This window comes from Spongiibacter sp. UBA1325 (genome assembly GCF_002306875.1).
Taxonomy (GTDB): Bacteria; Pseudomonadota; Gammaproteobacteria; order Pseudomonadales; family Spongiibacteraceae; genus Spongiibacter; species Spongiibacter marinus.
In genome coordinates, this window is sequence record NZ_DBTD01000004.1 from 247,165 (window position 1) to 260,546 (window position 13,382).

Annotated in this window: 11 protein-coding genes; 3 read left to right on the forward strand and 8 right to left on the reverse strand. The window is 56.9% G+C overall.

All coding sequences use genetic code 11. The features are described from left to right. Nucleotides 1-58 precede the first annotated feature (58 nt). A complete protein-coding gene (locus B3K78_RS03980; protein ID WP_286694391.1) occupies nt 59-829 on the forward strand; it encodes a glutathione S-transferase N-terminal domain-containing protein in 771 nt (256 codons plus the stop codon). 108 nt (nt 830-937) lie between these two features. Here the strand turns inward: B3K78_RS03980 and B3K78_RS03985 are convergent, their stop codons facing one another. The 6 genes from B3K78_RS03985 to B3K78_RS04010 form a co-directional block, all read right to left on the reverse strand. Then, on the reverse strand, nt 938-2,104 hold the full coding sequence (locus tag B3K78_RS03985; RefSeq protein ID WP_286694392.1) for a porin family protein: 1,167 nt from the start codon (nt 2,102-2,104) through the stop codon (nt 938-940). 176 nt (nt 2,105-2,280) lie between these two features. Then, nucleotides 2,281-3,330 (reverse strand): cyclase family protein, encoded by a 1,050-nt coding sequence (locus B3K78_RS03990; RefSeq protein ID WP_286694393.1) that lies wholly within the window; start codon nt 3,328-3,330, stop codon nt 2,281-2,283. A gap of 87 nt (nt 3,331-3,417) precedes the next feature. Next, the gene (locus B3K78_RS03995; protein WP_349676110.1) at nt 3,418-4,869 is read right to left on the reverse strand and encodes an NAD-dependent succinate-semialdehyde dehydrogenase; all 1,452 of its coding nucleotides are present in this window, start codon (nt 4,867-4,869) and stop codon (nt 3,418-3,420) included. Between the two features lie 14 nt (nt 4,870-4,883). Beyond that, entirely contained in the window at nt 4,884-6,254 is a 1,371-nt protein-coding gene (locus tag B3K78_RS04000; protein WP_286694395.1) for a sigma-54 interaction domain-containing protein, read from the reverse strand. After that, on the reverse strand, nt 6,247-7,632 hold the full coding sequence (locus B3K78_RS04005) for a hypothetical protein (RefSeq protein WP_286694396.1): 1,386 nt from the start codon (nt 7,630-7,632) through the stop codon (nt 6,247-6,249). The genes B3K78_RS04000 and B3K78_RS04005 overlap by 8 nt, the downstream gene beginning before the upstream one ends. Before the next feature lie 41 nt (nt 7,633-7,673). After that, nucleotides 7,674-8,822, reverse strand: a complete 1,149-nt coding sequence (locus tag B3K78_RS04010) for an iron-containing alcohol dehydrogenase (RefSeq protein ID WP_286694397.1) — start codon at nt 8,820-8,822, stop codon at nt 7,674-7,676. A gap of 589 nt (nt 8,823-9,411) precedes the next feature. Here B3K78_RS04010 and B3K78_RS04015 point away from each other — a divergent pair. After that, nucleotides 9,412-10,317, forward strand: coding sequence for a DMT family transporter (locus B3K78_RS04015; RefSeq protein ID WP_286694398.1), 906 nt, complete (start codon nt 9,412-9,414; stop codon nt 10,315-10,317). 120 nt (nt 10,318-10,437) lie between these two features. After that, nucleotides 10,438-11,280: a glutathione-dependent disulfide-bond oxidoreductase gene (gene yghU / locus B3K78_RS04020; RefSeq protein WP_286694399.1), complete on the forward strand. Its 843-nt coding sequence runs from the start codon at nt 10,438-10,440 to the stop codon at nt 11,278-11,280. On the opposite strand, the gene B3K78_RS04025 is transcribed toward yghU, so the two are convergent. Both B3K78_RS04025 and B3K78_RS04030 read right to left on the reverse strand, forming a co-directional pair. Continuing rightward, a complete protein-coding gene (locus tag B3K78_RS04025) occupies nt 11,277-12,155 on the reverse strand; it encodes an alpha/beta hydrolase (RefSeq protein WP_286694400.1) in 879 nt (292 codons plus the stop codon). The genes yghU and B3K78_RS04025 overlap by 4 nt on opposite strands. Nucleotides 12,156-12,185: 30 nt before the next feature. Then, on the reverse strand, nt 12,186-13,262 hold the full coding sequence (locus B3K78_RS04030; RefSeq protein WP_286694401.1) for an acyltransferase family protein: 1,077 nt from the start codon (nt 13,260-13,262) through the stop codon (nt 12,186-12,188). Nucleotides 13,263-13,382: the final 120 nt, after the last annotated feature.

The following is a 13,382-nucleotide window of genomic DNA, read 5'->3' on the forward strand; positions in this document are numbered from 1 at the left end:
CGCCTTCCTGTAGGCATTCTGTGCTAGGGTAGCGGGCAAATTTTATGAGGAAGCCGTCATGAAAGCGCTCGATATCGCGACATCTGTTTTTGCCAGTTCCAGTCGTGCCTGGCGCGGCACCGCCGCCTTTGCATCGACCCCGGGCAAGCCGGAAAAATTACTTGAGCTCTACGAGTATGAGGGCTGTCCATTCTGTCGGCTCGTTCGGGAAGTACTGTGTGAGCTGGACCTGGATGCGATGATCTACCCTTGCCCGAAAGGCGGCATGCGCTTTCGTGGCACCGCGATCGACTTGAGCGGTGCCAGCCAGTTCCCGCTGCTGGTCGACCCCAACAATGATGTGGTGCTACTGGAGTCTGCAGATATCATCGACTATCTCTACCACCAGTATGGTGGTGGTCGCCGCCGCGCCTCGCGGGGAGTATTGCGTCAGGTGGATATGTTGTCGTCGCTGGCGGCAACGGCATTACGATCGTCGCCGAAGCCACGCGGTATGTATGCGGCGGAGTCCACAGCGCCCGCTGAGCCGCTGGAGTTGTATAGCTTTGAGTCCAGCCCCTACGCGCGTTTGGTCAGAGAGCGTTTAAGTGAGTTGGAGATTCCTTATCGCCTGCGCAATTTCGCCAAGTCCCGTTGGCAGGAAATGGGGCCGCCGATCGTGCGCGAAAAATTCTTCCCCGATGCGCCAATAACCAGTGATAACCGGCTGCGTTTGCGGGAGCTAACCGGTCGCAGTCAGGTGCCGTATCTGGTCGACCCCAACACGGGGGTAGCGATGTTTGAGTCGACAGACATTATCGACTATCTCAATGAGACCTACGCCGAGTAACCAGTTGGCTGGGAGTTGAAAAAGGCGGCTGCATCGCAGCCGCAAAGACCACAGCGGAGAGATCCGCGTGCATCGGGTGGGACTAAGATATTGGCCGGGGCTGTGTCTTTAAAATGACAGCGCCAAGCCCACGCTTACGGCTTGGTTTTCCATCTCTTCAGAGCGGTGGTTGTCTGCCGTCAGCTCGGAGTATTCACCAGCAAGCACCAGCCCCGGCAGCAGGGTGTGGTAAACGCCGAGAGTGAGTTTTGCCTGCGTGTCGAGCTGGGTGTCCGTGTCGGCGGGTGCCAGCTCTACACTGGATTCACCGTAGTTAATGCCGAGTTTGGTGTCGCCGATCTGGTGGCTGAGCTGCACAAACCAGCCCTGGGTATCTCGCGCTTCACCATTGATGTCCGCGGCGTCGATAAACAGCCCGTAGTAGCCCACGCCGGTCGCGTCGAATGCCGATGCCATGAGACGGGTATTCCCCAGGCTGATGGCGGCGGTGAGGTCGACGGCCAGTGCTTCGTAGTCGTTGCCATTTGCAACATCCACGCTTTGACGAAGGAAGGTGGTTGAGACAAAACCCCACTGGTGGTCAAAGCGCAGCTTACCGTGCAGGCCCGGTTCCTGGCTGCCGGTATCGCCAACATAGCCATTGCCGCCAAAAGAAACTAAATCCAGTGGCTGGTATAAACCGATGGCGGTACTCACGCCGTTGCTGGCTTTATAGTCATAGGTGATTTGCGAGAGGCGGTCGGCAAAAATATAGCCGTAACCGGCGCCGCCCAGGCTGGTATTAAGCGGGCTCTTTACGGCGAGTGGTGCCCCCACCGAGGCGAGAGACATGTCTTCTACCAGCACGTCTATGCCGTAGACGCCATAGGCGCGGCCTACCGTTAATGTGCCAACTTCATCGTTACCAACGGTGAAAAAAGCGCGCCAGGCTTCACCGTCGCCATTGCCATTGAAGGCGGCGTTGTCGGTGGTTCCCGGTTCAATGGCCACCGTCGCGCGAATGTCGAAGCCGTTGCGTTGGGTGCTGGCACTGAGTTGAAAACTTGCCGGGCTGTAACCGTTGGAAACGGCGCTGGCGTCTTCGCCGGTGCACAGCAAGGCGTTACCCGCCACTGTTGGGGCGTTGTCGTCGCATTTGGCATACACCAGGTGGGTGTTGATATAGCCGCCGAAGCTTAGGGTCCAGTCGTCGGCGTTAATTTCCAGGGCCTGCGAGGCTGGCGCCGCTATCAGAAGGCTGCTGCCTAGGCAGCTGAGTAGGGTATGTTTGTTCATGTGAATGTCCTTGTTATTTTGCCGTTATTCGGCGGTTATCTCGATATCGTGCTGACCTTTCCCGCAGGCATTTTTCGGCCAAAAGCAAAATTCTGGCGCAGCCGTTCCCCAGAGCAGTGACCGAGGCCATTGCCCGAAGGGGAGCCCGCACAGGCGGGCACTAGGGAAGGGTGGTGTTACTTAATAACGATGGGGTTAACGGGGGAGCCGGAGCCGCCTTTCATTTTCAGTGGCGCTGCATTGAAGAAGAAGCTGTAGCGACCGTCTTTCGCGCTGGACTCTGCCAGGTCGTCCAGCCAGTAGATTTCTGACAGCACAATACCCAGGTCGCGGATCAGTGCGCCGTGCAGAGGAATGACATAGTTGTCGCCATCGATGACTTGGTTGGCGCGTTCAATGGCCAGGTTGTCAGCGGCGATCACGGGGATCTCCATCTTGTCTAACCACTTGATCAAGGCGGTGCTGTAGCACAGGCCGGGTTCGGTTTGCGCATTCCAGTTTTGCTTGTCGTTTTCGTCGTAGAAGCGGCCCATAGAGCCGGTGCGGATCAACAGAATGTCACGCTTCTCAATATTGACCTTCTGGCGCTTGGCGGTTGCCTTGATATCGTCGAGATTAATGCAGGCATTGGGTGCCAGGCGGTGGTTCTTATCACCCATTGCGCGGCCAACATCGAGCAGTACACCGCGCCCGGCAATACCGGCTTCGCCCAGCGTACCGATATCCACAAAGCTGTGGCCGTGAGTGGTGGTGTCGGCAGACTTACCGTTGTACACCTTGTCGCCATACCACGCGTGGCCAAGGGCATCGACGTGAGTAGTGCCTTGCAGGTACATAAATACAGCGTCGTCAGAATACTTCACGCCGCCGGGCAGTTCGTTAATTTTATTGGATGAGTAGATGCTTTCATCCTGAGACATAAAGTGCATAACCGGTACGCGGCCGGGGAAGACCGGGCCAACACCGTGGGTCATGGGCAGCTGCAGGGTGAAGCGTTCGCCGGTTTTTATCTCGGCAACCCCGCGCAATACTTGTTTGCCATCGAGGTAGTTGAGGCCGCCGATCTGGTCTTCCTTGCCCCATTTGCCCCAGTTGTTGGGGGACTTTTTCTGCAGCGCTTCGATGTCGCCGGCCGCATGACTAGCGGCGGCGCCGAACAAACCGATACAACTCGCCAGTGCCATACCAGCGAAACGTTTGCGTGTGTTGTGCAGAGAGCTGATCATACTATGCTTCCTTTTGCTGTTTATTGTCGTCATTCAATGACCTATCTATGCGGTGCAGTGTGCACCGCCTTCCTCGTTGCAGGCGGCTTACCGCGCAGCAATGTGGTAACACCGGTATTTCAGTTCGGTGTAATCCTCGATACCAAAGTGCGAGCCCTCGCGGCCGAAACCGCTGGACTTAATGCCGCCGAAGGGGGCTACAGCGGTGGAGATCATGCCGGTGTTGATGCCGACCATGCCGTACTCCAGCTCTTCGGTGGTGCGCTCAATGGTGTGTATGTTGTTTGAAAATAGGTAGGCGGCCAGACCAAACTCGGTAGCGTTTGCCGCCGCGATCACCTCGGCCTCGTCGCTAAAGGGGAACAGGGGGATGAGTGGCCCGAAAGTTTCTTCGCGGGCGCAGAGCATGTCGCGATTGGCATTGCCGATAACGCTCGGTTGAAACCAGTTGTCTCCCCGCTCGTGACGTTGGCCGCCACACAGCAGCTCTGCGCCTTTGCCAAGGGCATCGTCGATCTGCGCCTTCACTTTGTCGGCGGCGTCGCGACTGATTAACGGGCCGATATCGGTGTCGGGCTCCGAGCCCGGGCCAACACGCAGGTTGGCGACCTTCGCCTGCAGGCGTTCGCTGAATTTGGCGTAGACGCCGCGCTGCACATATACCCGGTTGGGGCAGACACAGGTTTGCCCAGCGTTGCGGAATTTACCCTTAATCAACTCGTCGGTGGCATGCTCGATGTCGGCGTCGTCAAATACGATGAACGGTGCATTGCCGCCAAGTTCGAGTGACAGTTTTTTCAGGTTGGCGGCGCTGTCGGCCATCAGTTTTGCGCCGACCGCCGTCGAGCCGGTAAAGCTGAGCTTGCGTACAACAGGGCTGGCGGTAAGGACATTGCCGATATCCGGCGCGTGGCCGCTAATCACGTTAAACACCCCCGCGGGCAGGCCGGCATGCTCGGCCAGGGCCGCGAGAGCAAACGCCGACAACGGGGTTTCCAGAGCGGGCTTTACGATAATTGAACAACCCGCTGCCAATGCCGGAGCCACTTTGCGGGCGATCATTGCTGCGGGAAAATTCCACGGTGTGATGGCCGCGCAAACGCCGATGGCTTCGCGGGTGACCACAATGCGTTTGTCAGCCTGATGGCCGGGGATGGTTTCGCCATACAGGCGCCGGGCTTCCTCGGCGAACCATTCGATGTAGCTGGCGGCGTACAGGACTTCACCTTCGGCTTCCGCGACGGGTTTGCCCTGCTCCAGTGACATCAGTTCGCCAAGGCCACGGCTGTTTTCCACCACAAGCTGGTGCCAGCGCTTTAGCAAGGTTGCTCGCTCGTCTGCACTGCGCTGACGCCATTCGCGCTGCGCGCGCTCGGCTGCCTGAATGGCGCGCTCAGTGTCTGCCGCACCCATCATTGGTACGTGAGTAATGACCTCGCCGTTTGCCGGGTTGTGAACAGCGGCGGTATCGCTGCTGGACAGCCATTGACCGTCGATAAAACACTGATTTTTGAAAAAGGGCGTATTGGCTAAATTCACGTTCACATCCTGAGTTATTGGTTCACGTCGGTCTTCCAGCGCTGGGATTTCTTCACCAGCGTGGATTGGTCTATACCCAAAGAGGCCGCTGCTGCACGGGTGGTGCGATGCTGTTGCAGTGCGGTGGTGATCAGGCGTTTTTCCAGTGCGGCAACTTGTTCTTTCAGAGTGCCGGCAATGCCCGGCTCGCCAGGTTGAAGCGTGGGTTGCACCTCAGCGGGCAGGTCGTTGGGGCCGATGGTCTCGCCCGTGGCACTGAGCAATAGCCGCTCGGTAAGGTTCATCAATTCGCGAACATTGCCGGGCCAGGAGTAATTGATCAGTCGCTCAACGGCTTCCGGGTCCAGTTGTTTGGTGACCTGGTATTGCTCGGCAAAAAATTGCAGGTAGTGGTTGAGCAGCGGAATGATCTCGTCTTTGCGCTGGCGCAGCGGCGGCAGGGTAATGGGCACAACACACAGGCGGTAATAGAGGTCTTCGCGGAATCGACCGCGGGAAACGGCCTCTTTCAAGTCGTGATGCGTCGCGGTGATCAACCGAATATTGGTATCTTTAAAGCGGGTGGCGCCCAGCGGCAGGAAGCGATTTTCCTCAACAACTTTCAGCAGTTTTGCCTGCAGCGCCAGCGGCAGGTCGCCAATCTCGTCGAGGAACAGCGTGCCGCCATGGGCAATATCCAGCAGCCCGTCCTTGCCGCGATTACTGGCACCGGTAAAGGCACCGGCCACATAGCCAAACAGCTCGGCTTCAATCAAACCTTCTGGCATGGCGGCGCAGTTCAATGAGATGAACGGCCCGTCGCTGCGTTCGCTGTGTTGATGGATAAACTGTGCCAGCAGTGTTTTGCCGGTACCGGTCTCACCTTGTATCAGCACCTTTACCAGCGTTGGTGCAATGCGTTCGGCAAGCTCATAGCACGCCTGGGAACGGTTGCTGAGAATAATGCTGCTATCCAAGGCCGTGTCCGGCGCTTTTAGGCTGTATTCCTGACGGGTGTTAATAATTTGCTCAAGCTGCTCCTGGGCATGCTTGGCATTCAGTAGCTCGGTGATATCGCGAACATTGGTAATCACATATTGCAGCTCGCCCTGTTCATTGAACATAGGGTTGCCACTCACCACAATTTTGCGGCTGTCGTGAATGGTTTGCACCAGCGTTACCGGCTCCTGCTCGCGGATTACTTCCAGCGAAACGGACTTGGAGATGTACCCCGCTTTGACGAGCTCGGTCATATGTTTGCCAACGACTTTGTGCCGCTGGATGCCGGTAATTCGTTCGTAGGCGCGGTTTATGGTGAGCGTCAGGCCATTTTCGTCGGTGATGTACACGCCGTCTTGCAGGGTGTCGAGCACTGGCTGCAACAGCGCTAACTCAAGCTTATCCATTGTTCACCTCGTTTTGGTCTTTGGTGAACGTGGTGTCGACGTCGCCTTTGAAAAAGTTGCGGCCGTAGATCAGCACGGTGAGTAAGATGCCAGCGGCAAACGCCCAGGTGGCGCCTTTAATGGTTAAGATGGCGGCGATGACGCCGGCAATGCCGAGGTCGCGCTGGCTGCGCGCTTCCATCACACCAATGCGTACGCTGACAAAGCCCTGTATTAATAAGGTGAGCGCCAGTGCGATACCGAGAATGGGTTGCACAAGGCTGACAATTGGAAGCAGCAAAAGGCCGGTGTTGGTTCCCCAGCGGAAGGAGCCCGAACCGCCGAAGATGGAGTTCATTGACGCTTTGCCCTGTTTGTAGCGCTCAACAATAACCACGTGCATTGCCGCCCACAGCGGGCCGCACATCACCACATCGGGGCCGAGTATGCTCATAAGAAAATTGCGTCCGCCGAAAATCATGTGCGCCCGGTTGGGGTCGTAGTCGATTTTTTCGTCTTGGCGAACCGCATCGGCCTCGGCGAGAATTGCCTTGCTTTGCAGTACATCGCCGAACAACACGATATAGGCAGCGAGAACGGTGGGCAGGGCAGTGACGAACATGGCTAGCGGTGGCAGGCCAAGGCCAAACACGGTGTAGTCACTGAACATCAGTGCGAAGTTGGGTTGGGTAAAGCCCCAGGTAATATCGGGCCACGGCGCTTCGCCGGCCAGCGGCGCAACGATTACGGCCAGGGCAATGATGGGGAAAATCCCCAGCTTGGCGAGGTTGGCCCAGCCGCGGCTGCGTTGGCGAAGCGTGGCAAAGTGCTTGGAAAAAATCAGGTAAAACGCAATGCCCACCGCAATGCTGATGGTGATGGGGTATTGGTCAAAGCGGCCGCCTTCTTTAAAGACAATGGCGATGGCGGCAATGCCCGCCCCCATGATAATGCCCGACTTGATTGCCGCGGGGATCATGTGAACAACCTTTGCCGCTAGCCGGGTTCTTCCCAGCGTTAGTGCGAATATCCCCAGCATCATCTGAAAAGCGATCAAGGCGTGAACGCGGTCGCTGCCCGGCGCAAAGGTTTCCACATAGGCGATCAGCAAAGGAATGGCAGGCGTGATCCAGCCGGGGATTACCGGGTCGCCAAGCAGGTGGTGAAGCAGATAGAACAGGCCGTTGAGCATCACGATGGCGATTGCTGCTTCAAAGGGCATGTCCAGCAGCTCGACCATCAGCGGGATGGCCGCGAGATCTACCGCGCACATCAGCAGGCCCTGCAGGTAGTCGGGCAGCTCAAAGCGGTAGTGGATAAATGGCAGCCTTAGCTTGAAAGGGCCAAGGGGAATGTACGGCGATTCATCGCCGTCGCGTCGTTGTTGCCATGCAGTCATGGTGAGTCCCTTTATTGTTTTATTGGATCGCGGTGAGGCGCTTAGTACGCGGCTTGGTAAATGCCGAGGATCTCACTGACGCTCAGGTCTCGGGGGTTGTTGCGCAGCAGGCGCTTTACGCCGAAGGCCTCCTCTGCCAGCTGGGGTAAGTCGGCTTCAGGAATGTTCAGGTCGCGCAGGCGGGCGGGAATGTTCACATCGCTGCACAGCGTGTAAAGACGCTCTAGCATATAGTCGGCGGCTTGCTGGTGACTGAGTTGATGAACCGGCGCGCCGAAGGCTGCGGCGATATCGCTAAAGCGTTCAATGCAGGCCATTTTGTTCACCTCCATCACGTGGGGTAGCAGCAGGGCGTTACTGACGCCGTGGGAGATGTGGTAGCGGCCGCCCAGCGGATAGGCGAGGGCGTGTACTGCGCCCACACCCGCATTACCAAAGGCCAGGCCTGCCAGCAGACTGCCGGTGGCCATTGCTTCGCGGGCGCTGAGGTTATCGGCCTGGGCATAGGCCTTGGGCAGGGCGTTAATGATCAGCGTCATCGCTTTAATGGCGAGGGCGTCGGTGATATCGCTGGCAAAGTTAGACAGGTAGGCTTCCAGGGCATGCACCAGCGCATCAACGCCGCTGGCGGCCGTTACTGTGGGCGGGCAGCTCAGGGTCATTTCCGGGGAGACTATCGCCAAGTCGGGCAGTAGGTGGTCGCTGACAATGCCCTTCTTTAGTTGGGCTTCGGGGTCCGACAAAATAGCGATGTTGGTCACTTCTGATCCCGTGCCTGCGGTGGTGGGAATCGCGATCAAGGGAACACGGCGCTGGCGTACCTGGTCTTCGCCGAATAAGTCTTCCAGCTCACCGTCGTGGTCTACATACACCGCGGTGCACTTGGCAATGTCCATCGCGCTGCCGCCGCCCACTGCCAGGATGCCGTCGTGCTGGCCGTGTTTAAAAGCGGCTGCACAGGCCTTCACAATGTCCACCTCTGGTTCTGGCGGCACTTGGTCAAAAATACTGAAGCTACCCTCGGTCAGGTGTTGGCTGATTAGTGTCAGGCTGCCGGAGTCGCGCACACCTTTGTCAGTCACTAGCAAGGGGGAGTGGATATTCAGCGCGCTGAGGTGTTGGGGTAATTGTTCGGTTGCGCCTTCGCCAGTGAGTAATTGGCGGGCAGAGCGGAAGCGAGAAACCTTCATGGTACAAACCTTAGACTGAATTAATCTTATCGTTAGAGCGGTAATAGCAATAGCTATGCCAAACTCGTTATTTTCTTAACCTATTGATTTTTATGTTTATTTTTAATTCATGCTATCTGTCCTTTTGCTGCGTTGATTCTTTATTTCATCAATAGTGATGTTAATGATGAAAAATGTCATCGGCTTCTCGGTGTGGCCTGTTCGTTTCTTGCGTTAAGAATGGCGCGTCAGATGGCGGAAACGGGGGCGGGTGGATAGGGGGTGGGAGCTGCCGTTGGCGATGGGCATAAGCGGCATGCCATTATCGTTAGTTGTCTTTGTGCTTCAGAGGCCTTGCGCCGACGGAAGCCGCTGGCATATAGTGATTGCGTTGCTAACGAATATAGTATGTAAATTATGTATCAGTGGTGTTTCGCCAAATTTCTCGCTGCCATGCGCCGTATTGTGCGTGTGGCGCGATGGTGTGCGGCGGAGAATTGATACAAGGTTAGAAAATACCCAATTCCAAAAGGCCGCAGACATTTCATCTGCGGCCTTTTTCGTTGTGGGCCTCGGGGACATGTCTCGGCAAATACGTGAGTAAAGCGCCATGCTTGTACGGTTTGTCTATCTACTGGTTATTCTTATCTGGGCGACGACGCCACTGTCGATAAAACTCGGTGGCGATTCGTTGGCCCCCATCGCAGCGTTGAGCCTGCGTATTCTTATTGCGTTTTTTGTCGGCAGTGCACTGTGCACACTGTTTGGTGTGGCGGGTTTAAATATTCGCCGCCACTGGAAGCTTTACTTCGCCGCATCCATCAGCTTGTTTCCCAACATGGCGTTGGTGTACTTGGCTGCGCAATATATTCCCTCGGGACTGATCGCACTGATGTTTGGCTTGTCGCCGTTTTTCACGGCGGCGCTGGCGTGGCCGATGTTGGGGGAGCGTATGTTGGTGCCGCGCAAGCTGTTTGCCATTGCGCTGGCAGCGCTGGGCTTACTGTGTATTCTGGCCGACGATGTGGTAATCACTGGCGACAGCTACACCGGTATCGCGCTAATGCTGCTGTCTAATTTACTGTTCTCCGGCAGCGCGGTGTGGGTGAAAAAGCTCAACGCCACCATCGTTGTGTCGCCGGTGGAGCAGGCGCTGGGTGCAATGGCCTTCGCGTTGCCGGGTATGCTGTTGAGCTGGTGGCTGTGGGTTGGCTTTGAGCCACTGGTATTCAGTGCTGTGTCGCTGGGATCCCTGCTGTACCTTGCCCTGTTTGCGTCGCTGGTCGGCTTTGTTGCCTATTACTACATTCTGAAAGTCATGCCAGTGGAAACCGTGTCGTTGATCCCGCTGGTGTCGCCGGTGCTGGCGCTGGCCATTGGCAGTGTGGTTGTCGACGAGCCGATCACGCCAGCGATGCTACTGGGTGCGGGCATGATTATTACCGCCTTGGCCGTTCACCAGGGCTTGTGGCGTCAGCGCTCGCCGATGAACACGGCCATGGACACGCGGTCATAGCAGAAAGCCGGAGTACGAGAGATGTAACAAGCTATGTACTCTTGCATCTATTGTGGCAAGGTAGGCTCACCGCGAGGTGCTGCGGTGAGCCATTACTACAACAACGTGGAGAATGTGTGTATGTCGGAATCCAAGCCCTATGTCCCCCCCAAAGTCTGGACATGGAACAGTGAAAGTGGCGGCAAGTTTGCCAATATTAACAGGCCGATCTCCGGTGCGACGCACGAAAAAGCCCTGCCCAGCGGCGACCACGATTTGCAGCTTTACTCGCTGGCAACCCCCAATGGCGTGAAAGTGACGGTGATGCTCGAAGAGCTACTTGAGCTGGGTATCAGTAAAGCTGAATACAACGCCTATCTGGTGAATATTATGGAGGGCGATCAGTTCTCCAGTGGCTTTGTCGACATCAATCCCAACTCAAAAATACCGGCCTTACTGGACCGCGGCACAACGCCGCCAACGCGGGTGTTTGAATCCGGCGCGATCCTGCTTTACCTCGCTGAAAAGTTTGACGCTTTTTACCCTAAAGAGGTGGCGACGCGCGCCGAGTGTCAGTCCTGGTTGATGTGGCAAATGGGCAGTGCGCCTTTCCTGGGTGGTGGCTTTGGTCACTTCTACGCCTATGCCCCAGAGAAGCTGGAATACCCCATTGAACGCTACACCATGGAGGTGAAGCGCCAGTTGGATGTGCTGGATAAGCGCCTGGCTGAGAATACCTACCTGTGCGGCGACGAGTACACGATTGCTGATATTGCCACCTTCCCGTGGTACGGCGCTTTGGTACAGGGCCACCTCTACGATGCGGCAGAATTTCTCGATGTCACCTCATATACCCATGTTGTGCGTTGGGCCGAGCAAATTTCTGAGCGCCCGGCGGTGCAGCGTGGTCGCCGCGTAAACCGCGTGTGGGGGCCGGAAGAGGAGCAAATGGCAGAACGTCACAGCGCCGTGGATTTTGACTAGCGCTTATCGCTCCCCGACAACTGCCTTTGAATGAAGGCATCTACCGCGCTTGTGTAGGCGTTTGCCTGACCCAGGCGCGCATTGATTCCCGTGTGTGTATATGGCTGAGGGCTGACCTCGGCGTGGCTGCCGGCCGCCTCTGCTGCGGTAGCGAAGCGCTGCGCGGCGGGGCAGGCATTGTCGCGACGCTGGGAGCAGATCAGCAAAAGGTCGCTTGCGTTAGGCTGTAATTGGCGAAGCGGTGACAGGCGCTGCCAATGCTTGGGCTCATCGCCAAAAGCGGCGTCGTAGAGTTTGGCATGCGGTGCGCCCATTAGCGTTTCCAGGTCGACGGCGGCGCTGTCGAGGACGATGGTCGCTCGCCACGGCGTGGCGCCAGCGGCATAGGCAATATCGGGGCGCGCGGCGAGTAAAGCGGCAAGATGGCCGCCGGCAGAATGCCCCATCAATATCAGGCGTTCGGCGTCGCCGCCCAATTGACCAACGGTGGTTTGCAAGTGAGCGAGGGCGCGGGCGATATCGTCGCGCTGAACGCCTGGGTTGGCATCCGGCAAAAGCCGGTAGTTGATCGACGCAAAAATAAAGCCCTTTGATGACCAGTGAGCCAGCTTGTGCTTAACCACGGTGCGGTGACGTTTGTCGCCGAAACGCCACGCGCCGCCGTGCACCATTGCGATCACTGGTGCGCCCTGAGTCACACTGGGTAAATAGATATCCATGCGCTGACGAGGGTGGTCGCCGTAGGGTAGGTCTGGCAGCCAATACAAACCATCGCGGTAGGCTTGCGGGCTTGGTGTTGGCGGTTCAGCGAGCGCGCTGAGTGCGGCCATCAGGGCGATTATGAAAGCGGCAAGGCCGCGCGATACATAGCGCATAGCAACTCCCTTGCTTACGTTTTTGCTGCGTTAGCTTCCTATGATCATCCTTGAATACCTGCCGAGCAAGCGTTTTAACATTGCGCTGGCGCCCAGGGTCAATGCCGCACTGCCCACCATGACCAATAGCCCCCCGGCGAACATCCAGCCGCTGTGCAGATGCGCTCGCAGTGGCTCGACGAGCAGTTGTGCCAGTAAAAAGATGAACACTAAGTGCAAAAAGTAAATCGCGAACGCGTAGTCGCCCAGCGTGTGCAACAGCTTTGGTAGCCCGCCCTCCAGGCAGAGGAAGGTATGCAGAATCAGCGCGGTGATCGCCAGTTTTTGTATGTAGAACAGGCTTTCGGTGTACGACAGCCAGCCACTGCTTTTATAGCCGTTGGCATAGAGAGCGAATAGTGCCGCCGAGCTTGCCAATACCAGTAAGAATAGATTGACAGTGTTGCGGGTGATGGCAGTCTGAACGGCGTCATAGTGTTGGCCCATCAACATACCGCAGAGGTAGGCACCGCTAAAATAGACAATCGTCTGCACACTGACTGAATTCGCCATGCCCGTGCGCGAGATAAACAAAGGCAGAATAACCAGCGCTACGGCCAGCCAGCGACGTTGTGGGTGTTGGATAAGTGCGTCCAATACCGGCGTGATCACAAACAGCACTGCCAGCACCGGGATATACCAAAACTGGGGCAGTGTTTGCCCGAGCAGCAAGCCGCGTAGCAGGGCGGTGGCGTAGTCGGTGGGCAAGCCGTTGTCGGCAGCATAGCCAACATACCAATCCCACAGCGCCGTTAAAAAGAACACGCTCAAAACGGCATACGGCAGGATGACGTTCTTAAGCTTGGCGCGGTAAAAGTTTGCCCAGGGCCGGCCGCGCAACACTTTGGTAAACAGCAGGCCCGATATCACCGCAAAATACAGCGTGGCATCGTGGAAAACGGTCTGGATCAATGAATACAGTGGCCGCATGCTGTCGGCCATTTCGTAGCCCCCAACCCGGAACATTAGCGATGTCCAGGCATGGGCGCCGATCACATTCAAAATGGCGAAACCGCGAAAAGCGTGCAGATGAGCGATATGGTGCTGAGATGTTGTTGGAGAAGTCACTGGGCCAGCCTGGAAAATAGAGGCGGCAATACTAAGAGTTGCCTCGCGCTGTGTAAGTGATCGAGTAGACAATTTAGTGCAGTAGTGGTGGGTGCTTGTCGTCGCGCTGGGCAAGTTGTG

Excerpts from the sequence above, each read along its gene's own strand:
- B3K78_RS04025 (WP_286694400.1), bottom strand. The coding sequence starts at position 12,155 with ATGCGCTATGTATCGCGCGGCCTTGCCGCTTTCATAATCGCCCTGATG.
- B3K78_RS04010 (WP_286694397.1), bottom strand. The coding sequence starts at position 8,822 with ATGAAGGTTTCTCGCTTCCGCTCTGCCCGCCAATTACTCACTGGCGAA.
- B3K78_RS04005 (WP_286694396.1), bottom strand. The coding sequence starts at position 7,632 with ATGACTGCATGGCAACAACGACGCGACGGCGATGAATCGCCGTACATT.
- B3K78_RS03985 (WP_286694392.1), bottom strand. The coding sequence starts at position 2,104 with ATGAACAAACATACCCTACTCAGCTGCCTAGGCAGCAGCCTTCTGATA.
- B3K78_RS03980 (WP_286694391.1), top strand. The coding sequence starts at position 59 with ATGAAAGCGCTCGATATCGCGACATCTGTTTTTGCCAGTTCCAGTCGT.
- B3K78_RS04000 (WP_286694395.1), bottom strand. The coding sequence starts at position 6,254 with ATGGATAAGCTTGAGTTAGCGCTGTTGCAGCCAGTGCTCGACACCCTG.
- B3K78_RS04015 (WP_286694398.1), top strand. The coding sequence starts at position 9,412 with ATGCTTGTACGGTTTGTCTATCTACTGGTTATTCTTATCTGGGCGACG.
- B3K78_RS03990 (WP_286694393.1), bottom strand. The coding sequence starts at position 3,330 with ATGATCAGCTCTCTGCACAACACACGCAAACGTTTCGCTGGTATGGCA.
- yghU (WP_286694399.1), top strand. The coding sequence starts at position 10,438 with ATGTCGGAATCCAAGCCCTATGTCCCCCCCAAAGTCTGGACATGGAAC.